Origin of the sequence: Glaciecola sp. 33A (assembly GCF_002836745.1) — a bacterium.
Lineage (GTDB): Bacteria > Pseudomonadota > Gammaproteobacteria > Enterobacterales > Alteromonadaceae > Glaciecola.
The window spans coordinates 87,982-109,817 of the sequence record NZ_PJAR01000038.1; the positions used below are offsets into that span (position 1 = coordinate 87,982).

General features: G+C 40.0%; 17 protein-coding genes and 1 pseudogene. 12 read left to right on the forward strand and 6 right to left on the reverse strand.

Annotated elements, in window-relative coordinates; all coding sequences use genetic code 11:
* Window positions 1-3: 3 nt before the first annotated feature.
* Both CXF81_RS09250 and CXF81_RS09255 read right to left on the reverse strand, forming a co-directional pair.
* On the reverse strand, window positions 4-4,458 hold the full coding sequence (locus CXF81_RS09250; RefSeq protein WP_369828674.1) for an EAL domain-containing protein: 4,455 nt from the start codon (window positions 4,456-4,458) through the stop codon (window positions 4-6).
* A 248-nt stretch (window positions 4,459-4,706) separates the two neighbouring features.
* Window positions 4,707-7,451: an insulinase family protein gene (locus CXF81_RS09255; RefSeq protein WP_101181084.1), complete on the reverse strand. Its 2,745-nt coding sequence runs from the start codon at window positions 7,449-7,451 to the stop codon at window positions 4,707-4,709.
* A gap of 165 nt (window positions 7,452-7,616) precedes the next feature.
* Between CXF81_RS09255 and sixA the strand changes: the two genes are divergently transcribed.
* Window positions 7,617-8,105, forward strand: coding sequence for a phosphohistidine phosphatase SixA (sixA, locus tag CXF81_RS09260; protein ID WP_101181085.1), 489 nt, complete (start codon window positions 7,617-7,619; stop codon window positions 8,103-8,105).
* A 127-nt stretch (window positions 8,106-8,232) separates the two neighbouring features.
* Window positions 8,233-8,454: a hypothetical protein gene (locus CXF81_RS09265; protein WP_101181086.1), complete on the forward strand. Its 222-nt coding sequence runs from the start codon at window positions 8,233-8,235 to the stop codon at window positions 8,452-8,454.
* A 13-nt stretch (window positions 8,455-8,467) separates the two neighbouring features.
* On the opposite strand, the gene CXF81_RS09270 is transcribed toward CXF81_RS09265, so the two are convergent.
* Both CXF81_RS09270 and CXF81_RS09275 read right to left on the reverse strand, forming a co-directional pair.
* Window positions 8,468-9,769 carry an HlyC/CorC family transporter gene (locus tag CXF81_RS09270; RefSeq protein WP_101181087.1) on the reverse strand — a complete coding sequence of 434 codons (1,302 nt, stop codon included), beginning with the start codon at window positions 9,767-9,769 and terminating at the stop codon, window positions 8,468-8,470.
* Window positions 9,770-9,894: 125 nt separating this feature from the next.
* Window positions 9,895-10,695: an inner membrane protein YpjD gene (locus CXF81_RS09275; RefSeq protein ID WP_232771869.1), complete on the reverse strand. Its 801-nt coding sequence runs from the start codon at window positions 10,693-10,695 to the stop codon at window positions 9,895-9,897.
* Between the two features lie 105 nt (window positions 10,696-10,800).
* Between CXF81_RS09275 and ffh the strand changes: the two genes are divergently transcribed.
* The 5 genes from ffh to rplS all read left to right on the forward strand — a co-directional run bounded on the left by ffh (window position 10,801) and on the right by rplS (window position 14,327).
* Window positions 10,801-12,195, forward strand: coding sequence for a signal recognition particle protein (gene ffh, locus CXF81_RS09280; RefSeq protein WP_101181088.1), 1,395 nt, complete (start codon window positions 10,801-10,803; stop codon window positions 12,193-12,195).
* 175 nt (window positions 12,196-12,370) lie between these two features.
* Window positions 12,371-12,619, forward strand: a complete 249-nt coding sequence (rpsP, locus tag CXF81_RS09285; protein WP_006010610.1) for a 30S ribosomal protein S16 — start codon at window positions 12,371-12,373, stop codon at window positions 12,617-12,619.
* A 32-nt stretch (window positions 12,620-12,651) separates the two neighbouring features.
* Window positions 12,652-13,182 (forward strand): ribosome maturation factor RimM, encoded by a 531-nt coding sequence (gene rimM / locus CXF81_RS09290; RefSeq protein ID WP_101181089.1) that lies wholly within the window; start codon window positions 12,652-12,654, stop codon window positions 13,180-13,182.
* Window positions 13,182-13,949 carry a tRNA (guanosine(37)-N1)-methyltransferase TrmD gene (gene trmD, locus CXF81_RS09295; protein ID WP_101181090.1) on the forward strand — a complete coding sequence of 256 codons (768 nt, stop codon included), beginning with the start codon at window positions 13,182-13,184 and terminating at the stop codon, window positions 13,947-13,949. Before rimM ends, trmD begins: the two co-directional genes overlap by 1 nt.
* Window positions 13,950-13,967: 18 nt before the next feature.
* Entirely contained in the window at window positions 13,968-14,327 is a 360-nt protein-coding gene (gene rplS / locus CXF81_RS09300; protein ID WP_101181091.1) for a 50S ribosomal protein L19, read from the forward strand.
* 58 nt (window positions 14,328-14,385) lie between these two features.
* Here the strand turns inward: rplS and CXF81_RS09305 are convergent, their stop codons facing one another.
* Window positions 14,386-14,874, reverse strand: a complete 489-nt coding sequence (locus CXF81_RS09305) for a hypothetical protein (RefSeq protein WP_101181092.1) — start codon at window positions 14,872-14,874, stop codon at window positions 14,386-14,388.
* Between the two features lie 785 nt (window positions 14,875-15,659).
* Between CXF81_RS09305 and CXF81_RS20665 the strand changes: the two are divergent.
* A pseudogene (locus tag CXF81_RS20665) lies at window positions 15,660-15,758 on the forward strand (hypothetical protein); the annotation flags it as partial.
* A gap of 216 nt (window positions 15,759-15,974) precedes the next feature.
* Window positions 15,975-16,949 carry a transcription termination factor Rho gene (gene rho / locus CXF81_RS09310; protein ID WP_101181093.1) on the forward strand — a complete coding sequence of 325 codons (975 nt, stop codon included), beginning with the start codon at window positions 15,975-15,977 and terminating at the stop codon, window positions 16,947-16,949.
* Here the strand turns inward: rho and CXF81_RS09315 are convergent.
* Entirely contained in the window at window positions 16,935-17,513 is a 579-nt protein-coding gene (locus CXF81_RS09315) for a DUF2059 domain-containing protein (RefSeq protein WP_101181094.1), read from the reverse strand. The two genes, rho and CXF81_RS09315, sit on opposite strands and share 15 nt — an antisense overlap.
* Before the next feature lie 204 nt (window positions 17,514-17,717).
* On the opposite strand from CXF81_RS09315, the gene CXF81_RS09320 reads away from it, so the two are divergent.
* From CXF81_RS09320 to CXF81_RS09330, 3 genes are all read left to right on the forward strand, one after another.
* Entirely contained in the window at window positions 17,718-18,953 is a 1,236-nt protein-coding gene (locus tag CXF81_RS09320; RefSeq protein WP_101181095.1) for a hypothetical protein, read from the forward strand.
* A complete protein-coding gene (locus tag CXF81_RS09325) occupies window positions 18,950-19,729 on the forward strand; it encodes a transglutaminase-like domain-containing protein (protein WP_101181096.1) in 780 nt (259 codons plus the stop codon). Before CXF81_RS09320 ends, CXF81_RS09325 begins: the two co-directional genes overlap by 4 nt.
* 169 nt (window positions 19,730-19,898) lie before the next feature.
* The gene (locus CXF81_RS09330) at window positions 19,899-21,437 is read left to right on the forward strand and encodes an AbgT family transporter (protein ID WP_101181097.1); all 1,539 of its coding nucleotides are present in this window, start codon (window positions 19,899-19,901) and stop codon (window positions 21,435-21,437) included.
* The last annotated feature ends 399 nt before the right edge of the window (window positions 21,438-21,836 follow it).

The following is a 21,836-nucleotide window of genomic DNA, read 5'->3' on the forward strand; positions in this document are numbered from 1 at the left end:
AAGTTAGCTCTTGGCTATTCTAACGGCTGGACGTATTGGACTTGGCTTTCTTGATTCCAACATATGCTTCATGTTTCTGCCTTCCACCAATAATTGCTCAAATTTGGCGGCACTTACAGGCTTGCTAAACAAGTAACCTTGCAGCATTTCGCAGTCGTAGCGTTTCAGTATCTCTAATTGATTTTCGTGCTCGACACCTTCTGCAACCACCTTCAAGCCGAGGTTGTGTGCAATCTTGATGATCGATTCGGTCATGTGTTTGTCAACTGAGCTGGTCGCAATATCATCAATAAAAGCTTTGTCTATTTTCAGCGTATGAATAGGGAATTTTTTCAGATACGCCAGTGATGAATAGCCTGTGCCAAAGTCATCCAAAGCTAAGTGAATGCCACGCTCACGCAAGCGCTGCATCATCTTAAGGGCTTGTTCTGGGTTTTCCATCAACGTGCCTTCAGTGATCTCACATTCTAAATGCAGTGGACTCAAGCCGACTTGCTTTAAGATGCGTTCGATTCGATCGTCAAGATCTGGTAATTCAAACTGTTTGGCTGAAATGTTAACCGCAACGCGGCCGGTAAATAATCCGGCATCAACCCAACGCTTGGTATCCATACAAGCCTTTCGTAACACCTGCTCACCAATTTCCAATATTTGCCCTGTCTGCTCGGCTAACGGAATAAATTGACCGGGGCTGACAATGCCTTTTTGTGGGTGTTCAAATCGGACCAACGCTTCCATACTTACCATACGACCCGAAGCAATATCGACCTTGGGTTGATAAAAAACACTGAACAAGTCTTCTTTTATACCAAACCGAATTAAGTTTTCAATTTGCAATTGGCGAACCGCGTTTTTATTCATTTCACCACTGAAAAATTGATAATTACTACCGCCATTATTTTTAGCAAAATACATTGCCGTATCTGCATTTTTAAGCAATTCTTGGTGGCTAGTACCATCTTCAGGATAGGTTGCAATGCCGATGCTGACACCTAACACAAACTCTTGTTTGGCGATATAAAATGGACGCGAAAGTGTATCCAGTATGTCTTGCGCAATATGCGAGATACGATGCACGGTTGCCGTTGCTTCAACCAACATACTGAACTCATCACCACCTAGGCGGTAAGTAGTTGAACTAGAAGTGGTTATTTTTTGTAAACGACGAGCAATCTGTTTTATTAATAAGTCACCGGTTTGATGCCCAAGAGAGTCATTAATGCGTTTGAAGTTATCCATATCGAGGCAAATAAGTGCGTGGGGTGTTTCGCGGCGTACTAAGTTTTCATGACTGGCTTGGAAAAATGAACGGTTTGGTAAGTTCGTTAATGGATCTGTGTTCGCTAGCTTCAATAATTCTTTTTCTGTTTTTTTACGTGAACTGATATCGGAGAACACACCAACATAATGACTAATATGATTGTCTTCATTGCGGATCGCATCAATCGTCATTTCTATCTGATATTTTTCGCCATTTGTGCGCACAGCGTCCACTTCACCAGACCAACTGCCTTTGTGTCTAAGTGTCTTTTTGACTTCTTCGGTAAAAGCTTCAGGGTACTGACTGAAGGATAATTTACTGGCCAGCGCTTTTTCAACCGTATCACCAGTAAAGTTACAGTAGGCACTATTGACCGACATGAACTTAAACTCTTGGTCGGCAATGAAAACACCTTCTGTAATGTTTTCAAAGCTGCTCTTAAACAAATTAAGTTGCTCTTCTGCTTGCTTCAAATGATTGATGTTTTTTAGGGTACCTGTCATGCGTTGCGCTTTGTTATGTGCATCGCGCTTTACAACCTTGCCTCGATCCAATACCCAGACCCAATCGCCAGCAAACGTTTTTACTCTGTAGGCGAGCTCGAAGAACTGGGTTTTGCCGTCTAAATGGTCATCCAGAGACTGCTTTAAACGTTCAACATCATTTTCATGAACATTGTTTTCATAGGTAGTATGACTGCGCATGCTGTCTTGCGGGAAATCAATGGTATTCCAGGTGTTCGCCCGATAAATCTGTCCGCTAAAAATATCCCAATCCCATAATTCATCGCCACTTGAAGACAGGGTAAGCGTTAAACGTTCAACATCTTCAGTTAAAGTTTGGTCACGATTTTTTCGAGACTTCATTTTGTTTGCTTGGTAAATGACTAAGAAAATAATGAAGAAAGCGTAAAATATCAGCGCACGTGTATTTAGCCAAAAAGGCTTTTCTACTGCAATAATCAGTTCATTTTGCTGTGACCACTCACCACCGTTGATACGTGCTTGTACTTTAAATATATAGTCACCAAAGGATAGGTAGCTATACGAAGCCAAACGGTTGGTTGTTGTATAGGTCCAATCTTTATCCAAGCCTTCAAGGATATAGCGGTATTCAGTTGCATTTGAGTTAATACTGTTAATAACACCAAACTCAATATTAATGCGACTTTCAGAGTGAGCCATGTCGAATCGGTGCATCATAAATGCAGGTAACTGTGGCGTTTCCTGCTCAAGACTTTTATTGGGTGCAGAGAAGCTTATAAACTGTGGTTCAACTGGTTTGTCGTATTTGTTGACGTTCTGTTGTTTGGTTTTTAAGTAATGAATACCGATTGAACCACCTATCAGTAGGTTGCCATCTGCTGTCGCAATAATTGCTCCACGACCTAATTCATTGAAATTTAATGCACTTTTTGAACGTCTTTTAACAATGTTCGAAGAGTCAAAGTCCAGTGTGTAGATGCCTTGCCTGCTGCCATACCAAATACTATTTTCAAGCCCAATTGCAGAGCGAATATCAGAAGTAGCATTGTCATTCAAGCCACTAAACTGCTTCAACAAGGTTAAACTCACTTTATCGAGTTTAAAAATACCCTTGTTCTCAGTAATTACCCAATAGGCATCTTGGTGGCTATAAACTTGGATTATATTTAACTGGCCAAATTCCTCAAGGCCAGAAGGCCGACTAAATTGGTTACTGCCGCGGTCACTAATCAGGACACCAACATTGGTTTGTAACCAAACTTTGCTTCTATCATCTGTAAACACAGGCATGGCAACCGAAATATCACTGGGCAGACTGACAAAGGTCTCTTCATAAGTTTTCGGATCAATGTTCGACAAGCCTTTGTCTTGATGCCAAATCCACAACCTATTATTAAATATTTCAATAGCTTCAAAAGACTTGGTTGCATGAATTTGGTTTTCAAACGCTACACTATCACCTTCGATTCTGTAACTGTATATACCTTCACTGGTTGCTAACCACACTTTATTACTAGCATCAATTTTGATGTCATTAACCATTGCTGTAATATTCAGCGGAATCTGTATGTAATAACCTTGTTTTTGGTTGAACTTGTTTAGCCCATCAAGGCGAGTTGCCACCCAAATGTCCTGCTTGATGTCGTTTGCAAAGCCGATGATTTGTCTACCTGATAAACTTTTGCTATCGCCTTCAACGGGTTTATATAGTTTTAAAGGGCTAGAAGCTGGATGATAATTGTGCAGTCCTGCGCTCGCAGTGCCTATCCAAGCCGTCCCCATTCTTGAAATAAAGATATTGCTTATATTGCTATCTCGTAAGCCACTTGAGAATGCATTGTTATGGTTGATAACCGTTTGAATATTTGAATCTTTGTCAGCAATAGCTAAACCTCTATTAGTGCCAATCCATAGGCTTTCACCGTCAAAATTAAGGGCATTAATGACATTAGATGGTAATTCTGGATTTAGCGCTTGCGATAGATTATTTTGTTTATTGGTACTTGAGTCGAGTGTTATCAAGCCTTTATTTGTCGCAATCCAATACTTGTTTCCGACCACTTCAATTTTATTTATTTTTACGTTAGGGAGTGTGAAATTCCACGGGTTTTCAAGCGTTAAATCAAATAACTGACCCGAAATTTTATCAAAAATGTAAATACCAGAATACGCAGAGCTCATCCATATTCTCGAATTTTCGTCTTTAATGTACATAATACTTGTGGGGAAGGGAGATTGACTGATTACTTGCGTGACTTTTTCGCTTTCAGCATTTAATCGGTATAACGAATTTTGGACCGTGAAATAGATTTCTTTTCCTGATGCACTAGCAATGGCGCTAATCTCATTTGCCTTGATGATACTATTTTCAGTGGTTATGGTTGAGAAGCTGTCTGTTTCGTAATGATACTTACTTAAGCCTTGGTCCGTTGCTATCCATAAATTACGCTGGTCGTCTATAACGATACCGCTCACTGAATTACTTGGAATTGAACCCGGTACTGAACCATCTGCGCTGAATAATCGGTTTTGAAAGCCATCATATTTACTTAAACCGTCACTGCTGACGATCCAAATGAATCCATATTTATCTTCAATGGTTTGGATTACGTTGCTTTGGGAAAAACCGTTTTGAGCAGAGAGGTGTTCAAAGTTCAGGCTGGTCAAGACTCTTGCAGTTGCCGGAGACAGAAACTGCATGCTTGCAAGCATGATTAAGATAAGCCATTTCTGGGAAAAGGCACGAGTCACAAATTCTACCGCCTGATTCGTTATTATTGTTATTATTTTTAACTTGCTAAGAATGCCCAAAAAACCGTGCTCTCTCAAGGTTTTATTGATGTTTTACCGTCGTTCGCTCAAATTTTAACCAATCATAATTGTATTTGCTTGAAAATTAACCGGATTGCGCCATATTAGCACGTGTTAAGCGACATAGCTTGCTCGCTTTTTGAGCGCATTTATTGGTATTTGACGACTTGTTTAAATGCAGTGGGATCATCAATGAATTCGAAGTCTACAAAGCGGGTTTGAAGAGCGCTTTTGGGATCGGTAATAAATATTGCCTTTCCAAGACCGCTTCGTGCAACTAATTGTTCACAACCTTTTTTAAATAAGTCGAACGTTAATAAATTAATAACGTCATCCATAGGATTGTTTTCAGTTGACGCACCCAAGTCATCAAAATCCATCCAAAGGCGCTGAGCCAGTTGGTTTGTATTTGTATCAAATGTTCTAAATTGCTTTTTTAGAGACGCTTTAAAACTATCAAAAATAGGTTCAAATTCACCAATGTTGCGAACAAAATCGTCAAGCACATCTGTCATTGCCACATATAAATCATAACTAGAATGTGTAGGCGACTGAATGTAAAAAGTTAGGCCGGGACGCTTATTGATGGGCAAGTAACCACAACCAACTAGGTAACCCAAGTTTCGTTTATTTCGCAATTCATCAAAGAAAATAGGCGCCAGAAGTTTCTCAATAGCGATATACAAGCCACGGCACGCATTGTTATTTGACGGAGATTGAAAATATAAAACAATGGCATGTTCCTGCTGTGACTGGTTATGCTGTATACATAGTTTTCGATCCGTTATTTGAGCAACATTCCTGCTTGATTTCAATACCTTGTCCACATCCTTAACGCATGCAACTACATTACTATGAAAGGCTTCAATTTGTGCCACAGTCCAATTGCCAACAGCTAAACCTTCGATATGTATCTTTTTAAAATAAGCAATAGCTTGCAGGTGTAATTCGGATAACGACACTGTCTCGAGGACTGCCAATATAGACTCATGGCTAAAGGTATTTTCTTGCAACAAAATATTTACGTTAGCAAATAGTTGGTTGATAGGTTTGTTTAGTAGTGTATTTTTCAAACTTAAAGCGAGTTTTTCTTTTACAGCAGAAAATATTGTAGGCTTTATGTTGAGTTGTTGTATAAAACTGAGTATCTCCTGACATAGCCCGAGTTGGCGGTCAGAAAAGCCACTAGTATGCAATGTCATACCACCTTGATGGCCATATAACCTGACGTTTATTCCTGCCATTTCCGCGCCATTGTATACTTCACTGAGCTCCTCGTTCAAGCATGCAATCCACAGTCTTTTGATAGCAACATTACGTGCACTTCCAATCATATTAGGATTTTCTAAAGAAAGATAACAATCGCCTTTTGGTGTTTTAAATTGGTAATTTTGCGAAAATTTTAATAAAAAATCAAAATTCTTGAATGTTTTTATCTCGGTTGACTTAAGTTCTTGTGCCACCAAGCCAAAATTATTGCTCATAAAGGGATTTTTAGGAGGGAGTTGAAGTGATAATAATGTGTTATTTTTGATGTCGAAATCTAACTTCCGCAAACTAAATGGCACTTTATATTGCGTTGTTTTTTGATCACAAAATACCTGTGAATTGATACAAAACACGCGTAAATTTTTAACTGTAAAATAAGTAAGAAATTGCTCAAAAACGACTGGATCATAATTATCCATAACAACATCATATTCCAGTGCTTGTTGTAATGTCAGTTTATGCAATTTAGATGAAAGCATAACGGCTAGGTCAATACTCAAGGGCAGTATTGCATGCTCGACTTGCAAGGCTAATTGTTGAGCTTTTTCTTCAAATCGCCATTTTTCGATACCATTTTGTCTCAAAAAATCAAACCATTGCATAATCAATTGAATCATTTTTTTGGTGTTTGCTAATCCATGTTCTGTTAACCGCAAGTTAATATTGATGTCTTGAAAGTTGTCACCTTGAATACCGTCGCTAGCGCTTAAATCAAGAATAAATCCCATACGTTTTAAGTCGTGTTGTAAGGTGTTTTCTGAGCCATCTTCAATCAAATGTGTGACTAGTAAAATTGGCTTACTACGATAGTACCGAGAAACATTAGGAAGGCAAAATGTGAGCATCAAATTTTGTGCGAATTTGTGAGGTTTAACCTCAATCAAACATCCTTTTTGCTGCGGTAAATACAAGTCTGGGTATTTTTTTGGGACAGTAGTGATATTGCTTGATTTAAAAGTAATAAGCTTTGATTCGATGAAAGTGATGAACTCAACGTTTGCCATTGTGTGAGGCAGAACAAAACATGCTTTTATTTTTTTTGCATTAAAATAGTGCTGGTGATGCTGGCGTAATTTCTGTTGCAATTCTGCTTTTGTGAATTGAGTGAATATTGTTTTGTTACCAACGCTAAATCGACTAAAAGGATGGTTAGGATTGCAAGTTTGTTTATGCACGTCATAGAGGCGGCGAACATCGTCCAGCTTCCTCATCGAAAACTCAGCGTCGATAGCATCAATTTCTTGAGAAATTCCATCCATGCTCAATATAGGCTGTGTCAGCATATCAATCAACACATCCAACGCTTGTGAAAACTGATTTACTTGACAATCAAAATGAACATTACAAGACTCTGCACAAGTCCAAGCATTAACGAAGCCACCGTGTGTGTCGAGTAATTGATTTAAGAAGTTTCCATCAGGGTAGTTTTGGCTGCCAGCAAAAAGCATATGTTCCATAAGATGGGACAAGCCTTGGCATTCATCAGGATCACTAAAGTGGCCCATCTCAATTGATATTGAAACGGCCGCTTTTTGTGCCTCAGGGCATTTTATCAGGGCGTACTCGAGACCATTTTCAAGTTTTCTTGTTGAATAATCTCGATTTTCTATTCTTGATAGGAGCAATGATTTTCCTTTTAAGTGGTAGACTGATAACACCTGTAATTGGAATAGTTGTAAAGGAATTTCGACTATTGTCGTTAAATTGATACTAAAACGCTATTGTGGACAGGGCTGATAAAGTGTTAGCGTCCATTCGCGAAAAAACTTCATTAAAAAGATAACTATTTCATGATTATATTTGTAATGCGTCATGGTGAGGCCGAGCCTTATAAACAAGATGATCAATCCAGACATCTTACCAGGTTTGGTGTTTCACAATCTGAACATGCGGCAAAATGGATGGCCAAGCAGCTGGATGCACATAGTCCCTTGAAACAAGTGGATCTGACGTTGGTGAGCCCATATGTTCGGACGATTGAAACTTTGGGGGCTGTTGAGCAGTTTATGTCAATTAGGAAGACCATCCAAACTTCCGCGATTACCCCTGATGGCAATGCCAATGATGTCCAAGATCTAATCGATGGGGAGTTGTTACAAGACAACAGTATTAAATGCTTACTAGTAATTAGTCACATGCCGCTGGTGAGTTTATTGAGTGATGTTGTTTGCCATGGATTTAACGCGCGTATTTTCGATACTGCTGATGTTCTTATGATTAATTACGATTTTGAGCGCTCATCAGGCAGTCAGTTAGGATTTTATCAAAGCCTAACTTAACCTTACCCAACTCTTTAACTCGCTATTATTATTTTTTGCGAGTTTCCTGTCGAACATTCATTTAGTATTTCCTATACTTACCGATACATACATATTGGTTATTAATTGAAGATTCTTAATTGTTCACATGTCAAAAAAGTCATTGCCATTAACGTTGTATCAGACTCTTGAGAAGCATGCTCAAGAGGCGGATATTAACAATGATGAAGAACTCAAGGACATATTAGATAAGTTAGCTTCCCTTAACCAAAAGGTGGAAGCCTTTAAACAGCGTGCGCGTGAAAAGAGAGTTGAAAAGGCCCCAAACGTATTTCCTTTAAAATCACGTAAACCATCTAACACGCAATAACATATCCGCCTTTTTATTGTTTCGTTGCTGCATCTACTTCGATAATAGAGGTGTAAAAAAGGGGTAAAATTCTAACTGTTTTTATCATATTGCCACTAATATCGACTATTTCAACAGGGTAACCAGCCAGTCGCACACTGATGTTATTTTCAGGTATTGCCTCTAAATACTCAATAATTAAACCATTGAGCGTTTTTGGGCCCTCTGTTGGGAAATGCCAATCCATCTCTTTGTTCAATTCTCTGATGTTAGCACTACCGTCAACCAAGTAGCTTCCGTCTGGTTGCTCTAACGCTTCTTTGCTATAGTCTGGGAGCATGGATGTTGTAAAATCACCAATAATCTCTTCCAATATGTCTTCTAATGTTACCAGACCTTGAATATCTCCATATTCATCAACTACCAAGCCAATCCGTTCTTTGACCGCTTGAAACTTATACATTAATGTATGCAGCGATGTGGAGTCAGGTGTGTAATAAATCTCCTTTACCGCACGTAGTATGGTCGCTTTGGTGAATTGGTCCTTAGATAATAACCTGAGTGCATCGCGAACATGAATAAAACCGACTGCATCATCAATGCTGTCGCGGTATAGCAAAACACGGGTATGTTGTGAATGAGTCAGTTGCTTTTGAATGTCTTTCCAATCGTCGTTGATATCAATTGCATAGATATCGCTTCGCGCTACCATTATATCTTCTGCGGTGACTTTTTCTAAGTCTAAGATGCTTACTAACATATCTTGGTGTTTCTTAGGGATTAGGTTTCCGGCTTCGTACACAACGGTTCGCAATTCTTCACGACTCAATGAATCTCCATTTTCGCCACTCGGGTTAATCCGCAAAATAGCCAGAATAACATTAGTAAATCCGTTGACGAGTTTTACAAAGGGTGTAAAAACAAATAATAAAGGTAATAGGATCAATGAACTAGGATATGCGATTTTTTCAGGATACATTGCGGCTAAGGTTTTGGGTGTTACTTCAGCAAATACTAGCATGACAAGTGTCAAACCAAATGTAGTAACGATTGTGCCGTAAAATTCACCAAAATAACGAGAGGCAATAATACCGGCGATAAGCGACGCCGCGATATTTGCTAAGTTATTGCCGATCAAAATAAGCCCAATTAACTTGTCCGGTCGGTCGATTAACTTTTGAACACGCAGTGCTCTGGGGTCACCCTCATTAGCCAAGTGTTTTAGCTTGTATCTGTTAATCGTCATCATGCCTGTTTCAGAACTTGAAAAATAGGCTGAAACGACAATAAGCACAGCAAGAATGGTAAAGAGAGTTTGGGTGGAAATAGCGTCCAACTATGAGTTTCCTCGTATAATTTGTGCACAAATAAAAAATGATTGCAACGCGTCTAGTATCTACTATTCAAAAGCGAGTATCTAGTATTAAAAAGAGCATGGTTAGCGATTGCGATTAGGTGATGTTATAAAATAATCTCGCGAACTAATCGACTGCCGAAGTAGGCGAGTGTTAATAAGGTAACACCTACCAAATTGAATGTGACTAATACACGCGTTTTAAGCCCTGAGAAGTGATGCAAAACTAAGGCTAAGACATAGACAAGGAAACCTAGACTCGACAAAATAGTTTTGTGGGCATAGCCATCAGCAAGCATATTTGGTACGAATATAAACCCTGAAACTAACGTAATGGCAAGCAACACAGTGCCCATTATCATTAATTTCGTTAGGATATTTTCAACACTGAGTAGCGGAGGCAGTTGATTGTTGGCCAACGAAATCTGTTTGTGCTTTAACTGGTAGTTAATATAGCCGAGCTGCAAAGCATACAAAAAACTAATGCTCAGCACGCCAAATGCAAATAAACTCAATATAATGTGAATAATGAGGCCGAAGCTCATGTCGATATGAATACCTGTGCTTTGAGGAATAAGTATTTGTAAGGTGATAAATAATGCTGAAAATAAACTGACGACAGGTAAGAAAACTAAATTTTTAATATATGCATTAGCCGCCACCATAGTGACAGTGACTAACCATGCTAGTAAAACCGCGACTTGGGTAATGCTCAATTGCTCAGATTGATTATTAAGGGTTGATACTAAAATAAAGCCTAAGTGCCCAACAATTGCGGCATAAAGTATATAATGTGGTAACTTGCTTACTTTATTATGAGGCGAAAAAAATGCCTTTGACAGCGCTATTCCTGCCCATAAATAAAGGCACAGCGTAGGAGCGTAAACAGCAAAACTATAATCCATCATTAACCTTAATTAAAACCCTCGCAAGTTTATAACAAAACAGTGTCGATATACGCAACATAATTATTGTATACTCTAGGGTAATTATAGAGAAATCAAATTATTAATATGTTTCAGAATTTATCAGACAGATTAGGCCAAACCCTCAAAAACATCAGTGGTAAAGGCAGAATAACCGAAGACAACATTAAAGATACCTTGCGTGAAGTGCGCATGGCCCTGCTTGAAGCGGATGTTGCACTACCCGTCATTAAAGATTTTGTGGCACGCATAAAAGAACGCTCGGTCGGTATTGAGGTATCTAGAAGTCTCAACCCAGGTCAAATGCTAATTAAAATTGTTCAAGGTGAACTTGAAGCAATTATGGGTTCAGAGAACGAAGGTCTAAATCTTGCGACAACACCGCCAGCAATCATTTTGATGGCGGGTTTGCAAGGTGTAGGTAAAACCACCACTGTCGGTAAACTTTCTAAATACTTGAAAGAACGCGAAAAGAAAAAAGTAATGGTAGTTAGTGCCGATGTATATAGACCGGCGGCCATAAAACAACTTCAAACCTTGGCGGAAGAAGTTGATGTCGAGTTCTTCCCTTCTTCAGCGCTACAACGACCCATCGATATTGTTGAAGGTGCCATTGCACAAGCGAAATTAAAGTTCATTGACGTGTTAATTGTGGATACTGCAGGTCGCCTTGCTGTTGATACTGAAATGATGAACGAAATTCAACTGCTACACAAAGCGGTGAAGCCTGTTGAGACTCTCTTTGTGGTCGATGCCATGACAGGTCAAGACGCCGCCAATACAGCAAAAGCATTCAACGAAGCGTTGCCATTAACCGGTGTTATTTTGACGAAGGCCGACGGTGATGCTCGCGGTGGTGCTGCACTATCAGTTAAACACATTACGGGTAAACCAATTAAATTTTTAGGTATGGGCGAAAAGCTCGATGCCTTAGAACCGTTTCATCCACAACGTATCGCCAGTCGTATATTGGGCATGGGCGATGTTCTGAGCTTAATTGAGGACGTTGAACGCAAAGTCGATAAAGACAAAGCACAACAACTCGCTCAGAAAATGAAGAAGGGTAAAGGGTTTGATCTACAGGACTTTAAAGAGCAGTTAGAGCAGATGCGAAACATGGGCGGCATGATGTCGCTGATGGATAAAATGCCAGGCATGGGCAATATGACGGCGAAAATTAAAGACCAAGCGAACGATAAACAGTTCACCCAAATGGAAGCTATTATAAATTCCATGACTCCATCAGAGCGTCAGCGCCCGGATGTTATCAAAGGATCAAGAAAGCGTCGAATTGCTTCTGGTTCAGGCACCCAAATTCAAGACGTAAACAAATTGCTTAAGCAATTCATGCAGATGCAAAAAATGATGAAGAAAATGTCGGGTGGCGGTATGAAGAAAATGATGCGCGGCATGGGAGGGATGATGCCTCCCGGCGGTGCAGGTGGTGCGGGCGGCATGGGTGGTGGCTTCGGTCCTCGCTAAATGCCATTAGTATAAGCACTAAACGGGTCTAATAGGCCCCTTTGCTCATTTTGTCTTTAGAGTGACAAAGACCTTGCAAAATGAGCCGTGGGGCGTATAATTCCGCAACCTTTTTTCCAGCGTAGCGGGAATTAGGGTATGTTAACGGTAACGCTACAATGAGTTTGAGGCATATATGGTTACTATTCGCTTACAGCGTGGTGGCGCAAAGAAGCGTCCATTTTATCAAGTAGTTGTTGCAGACAGTCGTCGTGCACGCAACGGTAAATTCATCGAAAACTTGGGTTTCTTCAATCCAACTGCTCAAGGTCAAGCTGAACGTTTACGTTTAGACCTAGCGCGTGTTGAGTATTGGGTAGGCGTAGGGGCAGGTGTTTCTGACCGCGTAGCTCGCTTGGTAAAAGATTCAAAAGTTGCTGCTTAGTAGCGCTTTTTTATTAGTCATTTGAGGTAAAGATGAGTTCAGCGTCTGACACAATTATTGTTGGCAAAATCGGCGCTCCTTATGGGGTTAAAGGTTGGGTCAAAATAAACAGCTTTACACAAGTGACAAAAGATATATTTGGTTATGCACCTTGGCAGTTAAACGGCAACGGTTGCGATAATCAAGAGATACAAATTGACGAGTGGCGAGCACACGGTAATGGTCTGGTTGCTAAGTTAGTTGGAATTGAATCAAGAGAAGATGTTGAGCAAATTAAAAATGCTGAGATATCGGTTCCTACTTCAGTTTTGCCTGAGTTAGAGGAAGATTTTTATTGGAAAGATTTAATTGGTATGCAAGTTGTAACCGACAAAGGCTATGATTTGGGTGTCATTAAAGACATGTTCGAAACAGGTGCAAACGATGTCATGCTTATAAAAGCTAGACATAACGATGCATTCGGTCAAAAAGAACGTTTGTTACCATTCTTACATGACCAAGTTGTGTTGAATGTTGATAAACAGGCTAAATCTATTACGGTGGACTGGGATCCAGGTTTTTAATGAAACCTACCCAACGTTTCGGTGTAGTGACGCTTTTTCCTGAGATGTTTGAACCCTTCTTGAATCAAGGCGTGTTTGGCAGAGCAGTGAGAAACGGCATTATTAAGGTGGATATATTTAATCCTCGTGATTATACCACCGACAAACATCGAACCGTTGATGACCGCCCTTATGGTGGTGGCCCTGGAATGCTGATGATGGTACAGCCATTAACTGACGCAATATCTGATGCAAAAACTGCATTAGGTGAAAATAGCCTGGTTGTTTATTTAACACCACAAGGTAAAACGCTAAACCAGACAGCGGTTCAGTCTCTAACGCAGCTACCTAATATTATATTAGTGGCTGGGAGATACGAAGGCATTGACGAGCGCGTTATTAATGCATTAGTTGATCAGGAATGGTCAATTGGGGATTACGTCTTAAGTGGCGGCGAGCTGCCAGCAATGGTGTTGATGGATTCGGTATCGAGATTGTTGCCTGATGTATTAGGACATAGTCAATCAGCGGTGGAAGATTCTTTCACGAATGGTTTACTAGATTGTCCGCATTATACTCGGCCCGAAGTGTTAAATGGTGAAGTTGTTCCGAGTGTGTTGCTAAGTGGCAATCATGAAAAAATTAGGCAGTGGCGACTCACAAAGTCTCTAAAAAGAACTTTGGAAAGACGCCCTGATTTACTAAATTACCTAGCTCTGACTGAGGAGCAACAAATAATTCTGTCCCAGCTAAAGTCTGGGCAGAAGTTGCAGCAGAATGACAGTTAACTAGGATGAGAGGATCTGATGAGTAAAGTAAGTCAAAATATCATCATGAAAATTGAGCAAGCACAGCTCAAAACTGATGTCCCGGCCTTTAGTCCGGGTGACACTGTAATTGTTAAAGTAAGAGTAAAAGAAGGCGAGAAAGAGCGTCTTCAGGCATACGAAGGCATAGTTATCGCTAAGCGTAACCGTGGTCTACACTCTGCTTTCACTGTACGTAAGATTTCTAGTGGTGAAGGTGTAGAGCGTGTGTTCCAAACTCACAGCCCAGCAATTTCTTCTATTGAAGTGAAACGTCGTGGTGCTGTTCGTCGCGCTAAATTGTATTACTTGCGTGAGCGTTCAGGTAAGTCTGCACGTATCAAAGAAAAACTTAACTAATTTTAATTTGGTGTTATCGTTAACATTCAAAAGCCCGCTTAATTGCGGGCTTTTTGTGTCATGCAGCTTCTGTTTCCGTCGAGTAACTCGCCATCACAATGTGTTTTCTGATGACCTTAAATGCCTGTAAATATTTACTATTGCGTTGATAACAGACGCTTTCTATGACATCACCGTCGTCATTGAGTAAGAAGGTAGAAAAGCGAACGCCATTTTTATAAGGCAAATATAAGCGATGAATGACAAACTTTGTTTCAGTATCGGCGTCGGCAATGATCATATACATACAAGGAGGTAAATTTACATAATCTAGTCTTTGATCTTGTCCATAAAGTATCAATGACTTCTGAAAAGTATTGTCTGAAAGTTGATTTTCACTATTGTTCAAGCAAACGCCATAGCGCTGAACTAATTGATCAATGCCCTTAATTCCGCTCGATATTGTTTTTATTAATTGTCCTACATATCGTTCTGCACTGTTTTTCATCGCATTCGAAAAGCCAGTGTTTACAGCAATATGTCTACTTAAATAATTAGATGTATTCATTTGTATCACCTCAATATGATTATACATGTTTATATGTACAGTATATGTCTGGGTGAAAATTAGTCAATAATTTATTTCAAATATCTACACTTTTTAACCCAATAGTATTGTAAGTACTATAATTGTAAGTGCTATAAGAGAACGCTAACGATACTATTTATCTTGTTACTACGTTGTTTGTTGCACTTTTGCTGATGTTTTCAGCACACCTTGTATAACAACGTAGATTTTAAGTATGTATAAATATAGATAGGGCTTTGTCAGTATTCGGTGTACCGTGTTTTACCTTAATTAATCCTAGTGCCTTAACGCACATTAAAAATGCTCATTACGAAAAACTCAGTCGTATACGTAAGCATCATTTGCTCACTTTTTTTGGTATCATGCTCAAAAAGGCCTAGACGTAGTCAATATAAACTACCGATTAAAACAAGGAATTGCGACAGCAGCCGTTGATTTTTCCTTCTGAAGGTTACGCGATCGAAGGTGTTTTTTCAGCTTCACGGTGCTTTTTATTTAAATGGCTGTCACATATTTTAGACCAGTCATAAAATACCTTTTTATCAACGAAAAGCATAAGCTTCAATTATACACTACACGCATTTATTTACTTAAGGTTGCCAACGACTTAAGACTGCAAAAGCGAACAGTTTAATTAGTAATGGCTTGTTGAATAATAATAATGTAGCGTTATAATCACGTTTCTTGTTATCCTAACGTAATACGCGCTAGTGCTCGACACCCTAAAAGATCAGCAACAAATGAGAATGTGACCTTTTGCCGCAACATTCGTTTTTAGAAAAATGGACTCTTCTTGGAAAATAATTTATTCTCACGGATCTGCAGTATTAATGCTGGTAGTAGTTGAACCAACTGCCACTTAATAAATACCTAGCCGATAACAGCGTAAAACGTTAATTGCTAGTAACAACCTATTTATGAGCGTCCTCGCGGACTCTTTATCTGTGCTGTATTGACTCACTTCAGTGCTAAAACCACATAACTGACATATGCCGAATGTGCGTGTGTAATATATGCTAAGCGTGAGACTACGTAAAAAGTGTCAACCAATTAATCCTCTAGACCTAAAAAGCGATATCATGACAAGAAAAATATTATCTTTGAATCTGAAAAAGAAGAATGACTCTCAACAAGCAGACGGGGAGGCCAAGGATGCACCTCATGGTGACCCACAAAAGCGTTTCCTAAACGGCGTAGCAGTAAATCCTTCCCAGTGTATTCGGATGGAATTAGGTTCTCAGGAACTTAGTATGCGAGCAATGGATTTAATTACACCAATCGGAATGGGCCAGCGTGGGTTGATTGTTGCTCCTCCCGGTTGCGGCAAAACCACCTTGTTAAAACACATTTGTCAGGCCGTTGGGACGGCTTATCCTGAGATAAAACTTTACGCGTTACTAGTTGATGAACGACCGGAAGAAGTAACTGATTTTAAGCGCAGCGTTCCGGCTGAAGTTCACGCCTCATCTACTGATGAAACCTATGACCATCATGTGCGTATTGCTAATAATCTACTTCAAAAAGCCCGTAAGGAAGCAGGCGAAGGTCATGATGTTATGATCCTCATTGATTCTCTCACTAGGCTGACACGAGTGCACAATGCAGAGCGAAAAAGCAGTGGTCGCACAATGTCGGGCGGGCTTGATGCTAGAGCGATGGAAATTCCACGAAAACTGTTTGGCGCAGCTAGAAAGATCGAGAATGGTGGGTCGCTTACCATTTTGGCGACTATACTGGTGGATACTGGCAGCCGAATGGACCAGGTCATATTTGAGGAATTCAAAGGCACGGGTAATATGGAAATCGTGTTATCACAAGAGATTGCCAATCAGCGTATTTTCCCTGCGCTGGATGTCGCCAAAAGCAGTACGCGCCGCGAAGAGCTTCTTCTTAATCCCAAAGATGTTGAAAACATAAGACTGTTGCGCAGAGGACTGAGTAATCTTAAACCAATAGACAGCGCAAAGAAAATGGTTGAGCTATTGGAGAAGCACCCAACAAATGAAGGGCTTCTAAATCGGTTTCTTAAACCTGAAGAGTTAATTAAGGAGTAATTTTTTATAACTAAACGCCATCAAACAAGCTAATGACGAGTAGTTTATATAAATACTTTCTGACGAGTTACTATTATCTCGTAATTCCTGACGTTCCTGCAGTTTGCGCTCAGTCAGTGCTTGTATTTTTGGCAGCGCTTTTTGCGCCATTGCTTGGCCAAGCTTCATCGATTCCTGCATAACAACTGGCATTGTTCGCAATACCGACTGCCCGGTAGGTGACTTATAGAAAATGAGCATGTCAGCTATTTCACTTTCTGTAAAATTTTGCAGATAAATTTGTTTTAAATCGACTTTCATCGCCTGCCAACTCATTTCTTTTTTCATGATATTGGTCATTTGCTCTCGATACTTTTGATTAATAGCTAACTCCTCGGGTGAAATATCGACATCTTTTTCAACCTCATTATATATACTTTGCATTTGGTCGTACATGGTTTCGACCATCGAGTCCATGTCCATTAGTTCAAATAACTCATCGAGGTTATCGGCCTCTTTATTGTTCTGAGCGCTGACTGTGAATGCGAAAACCAGGGCTAAAGCAACTAATATTTTTTTCATCATTTATATCCTTATATTGATTGTTGACACGGCGTTCAGCAAACATACTGCGCCGAAAAAATAGCCTAGCTCAGATTACAACCGATAATCAAGTTAAATAAATGTCCGCTTATTCAAAGGAATTAAAAAAACAATTAAAAAATAATTAAAAAACGTTTAGTATGCTTATTAGCGTGGTCAATCTTAAAATTCAAGGATCGAATCTACATGAAGCACTTAAAAATAATTACATGTCTAATATTTTCCTCTATTTTGTCATTCGGCGCAAATGCAGCAGACCTTATAAATATAAAAGATTTTCCAGATTGGTTTCAAGAAGCAATGACGCGAGAAAGCGAACTGAAAGAAATGTCCAATCTTGAAATCAAGCAATACAATGTGAATTCTGAAGTGAAAGGGGAGTTTACGCTGGTCAGTGACAGTGATGGCGTGCGATATTACACTATTGATATTGGCAGTGCTTCACCTATTCAATGTTATGTTTTTACTGATTTTGATGGCCCGGCTAACTCTCTTTATTCGGTCGTTGAATATAGTTTATCTAGCGCAGAGACGTTGAACAAAAAGTCACTGACGGGGAAATCTAATTATTCCCTTAATAGCGGGGTTATTGAAAATACGCCATATTTGTCGCTAGATATCCTATACAACTTGGGTGAAGGCAAAGAAACAGTATCTGGTATTCTAAAAGGTATGTCTGCGCAAACTAATCAGAGCTTGCAGCTTTGTATTCATAATGAAGTTGGCTACCGACAGACTTTTTTCAATGTATTTGAATCATTTGTTCAGGCTTTTTTGGACAATCAAACCAATCCGAATTTTTTTGAAGCACTCTATCAATTAACTATCAATGAAGTACCTATGGGTTATATGCGAGAGCGCTACGCAAAAGATGCAGATGGCGACATAGGCATTACCAACAACTCAGCGATATTGATACCGGTTGATGCTAGCTCGATTGCGCGCAACGACACGGTATCTACATCTTGGAGTAGGCCGGATGGTTCTCTTATTAATGCCTCAGAGTACACTCTCAAAAATGGTGTGAAGAATTCGCAATTTTGGTTAGAGGATAAAGATGGAGTTTGGCACGTTAAGGGCGAGCTTCAGGGCAAACCAATACAGACAACACTTGAGCATAGTGGCTGGTTATTATCGGGTTTCGGTAGCTATCTTGAACTCGATATTTTACGCAAGTCTGAAGATAACTCGGACAAATTTCACATGTGGGCGCCAAGCGCTGATCCGACATCGGCGCTTCCTGTTGTGCTGAGTAAACTTAATGATGACACCAATGCAAATTTTGAGATTGATATGGGAGCCATTGTTATGAAGTTTTTGGCGGATGAGAAAGGCGTTTTTCAAAAAGGCACAATTGCACAGGGGCCTATTTTGATGAAAGTGGAGTTGATCTACTCGCAAGGTGAACCTAGCTTACAATGAGAATAATAGCTGTTTGGCTGGCGTTATCATTTTTTACTCATGTAAATGCCCAGAGCGTGCCATCCATTGCGCAATTTGACATTACTCTAGAAGCCAATCAAACGCTTCCCTTAGGTGATAAAATTAGCTTTCAAATAAGCACATCAAATCCGTTAGCAATAAGCGAAAAATTGCACAATTGGCCTGCTATAAAGACCCAGATCATTGATAGTAATAAGTTACTTATTGAGATGAGCGAGCGACCAACTTTCTCTGGTAAAGTCAGCCCCAAATACTTGCTCGACAGCTTTGTTATTGATGTCAGCGAAAAAAGTACAACAGAATTTGCGGCTGGTTTTATTAATAGCAATCATTTGCCGTTAGAATTACCAACATTAGTAGCCTATGTCGCTGAGTATATTAACCAACCCACTTATATCAATGGTTTCAATATTGCCTCAGTTGTGGCCACGCAGCGCAGCGGCGATTGCACTGAATACGCAGTGCTACTCACCGCGCTTGCAAGGTCTGTGGGACTGTCCGCAAGAGTCATAATTGGCACTGTCATCATCGAAGAAAAAGAAAAAATAAGTGCATTTGGTCACGCATGGGTAGAGGTTTGGCACAACGAACAATGGAATATTCTGGATGCGGCTCTGTATAAATCACGAGCGCTAAAACATTTTTACTTGCCGGCATCTGAACTTGAAAACGAAGGTCCCGGATTCACTATGTCGCTGGCAAAGGCGACCACTTTGTTACCTAATAAAATAAGAGGACTTCGGAATGCCAACTGATAATCGGTTGCGTATCCGAGTCAACCTAAGATGACTTAAATCGCCGAAAACATAAATAACTGGCGGACCGTATGTGATGAGCGTATAAAAATGCGCGCATAAATTTGATAGTAGGCTAACTTGGTAGCTGATTGGACACTACCATAATACAATGATAATGGAGACACCTATGCAACAAGTATCCTCTAGTTGGGTTACCCGTGCACTTGATAAAGTTGAGCGAGTAGGTAATAAGTTACCGGACCCGGCTATCATTTTCTTTATCTGTTTAGTGGTTATTTGGATATGTTCGGCCATATTTTCTCAAATGACCTTCGATGCTTTAGACCCTCGTACAGGGGAAGCAATTGAAGTGAAAAACTTATTAACTGGTGCGGCGATAGCTGATTTCTTAAGTCGCATGGTTAGCATCTTTACGGGTTTTGCACCACTGGGTGTGGTACTTGTTGCCATGCTGGGTGTTGGCGTTGCAGAGCACAGTGGTTTTATTAGCGCGGGCTTAAAACGCATGCTAGATTCAACGCCTAAAACACTCCTGACGCCGATGGTTGTGCTGATCGCTATTATCAGTCATACCGCCACAGACGCAGGTTATGTGCTGGTGATCCCATTAGCTGGCGTCATCTTTTATGCCATGGGCAGACATCCTCTTGCCGGTATTGCAGCTGCATTCGCCGGTGTGAGTGGTGGTTTTTGCGCTAACTTTATCCCATCAGCAATAGACCCCTTGCTACAATCGTTTACCCAAGCGGCTGCGCAAATCATCGATCCAGACATTCAAATAAATCCACTAAACAATTGGTTTTTTAATTCTGCATCAACACTGCTAATTGTCGGTATCGGTTGGTATATAACAGATAAGGTTGTTGAGCCACGTTTACAAAATGTAGAAGTGGATGGCGATCCTAACGAAATTCCTCGATTTGATGAACTATCGGTTAAACAAACTAAAGCGCTTCGCGCAGCAAGCTTGGTTATGTTACTTGGCATCATTACATTAGTCCTGGTGCTTATACCAGAGACATCGCCAATGCGCGACGTTGATGGCCAGCTGACAACCTTTTCAGCACCCATTATGCAATCAATTGTGCCGTTAATTTTCCTGCTTTTCTTATTACCTGGTGTGGTGTATGGCTTTATGTCCGGTACCTACACTTCGACTAAAGATATGATCGATAGCATGACCAAAGCAATGCAAGGAATGAGTTATTATATTGTTATGGCTTTTTTCTGCGCGTTATTTATTGATGCTTTTGGTAAGTCAAACTTGGGTGCGTTGATGGCGATCAATGGCGCTGAGTTTCTTAAAGGAATGGCGTTACCACCAATGATAACCATCGTAGGTATTATATTATTAACTGCTTTTGTGAATTTATTCGTTGGTTCATCATCCGCTAAATGGGCATTGTTAGGGCCGATTTTTGTACCCATGTTAATGCAATTAGGAATTTCGCCTGACTTAACTCAAGCAGCCTATCGTTTAGGTGATTCATCTTCGAATATTATCACCCCGCTTATGCCTTACTTTCCATTGGTAGTGGTGTACTGTCAACGTTATGTAAAATCAACCGGTATTGGAACCTTACTCTCATTAATGTTGCCATTTAGTATTACCATACTCATTGCTTGGACCATTTTCTTGCTAATATATTGGGCATTAGGTATTCCATTAGGTATTCAATCTAGTTATGTTTACCCTGCAGGATAACCCCTACATATGTAGTCATAAGGTGGTTATGGCTGCATATATTTAATTTTGCAAAGACGACAACGGCTTGTCGGATTAAAGTCTGAAACTGAATACTATTTTTACCTTACTTCGGTTTCTAAGTAAAAAATGTCTACAGATTTCGGGGAAGATCAGCTGCCCTTTTAGATTGGAGTAAGAGTGGAAATTTAATGGCAAAAATCAACTCAATTGAAGTAAGCCCCTCTGGCGGCTTTTGGCACTTTTTAACTCAGTGCTGACCTATCCAAATAGTCGATTACATGATGCAATAACAACAAGTAGCATATCAACATTCATTCTAATCTTTAACGCCTAGTTTCAAACTTTAATATATCCGAACAACAACAGGGGTAGGTGGAATCGCATTAAAAGGGTAAC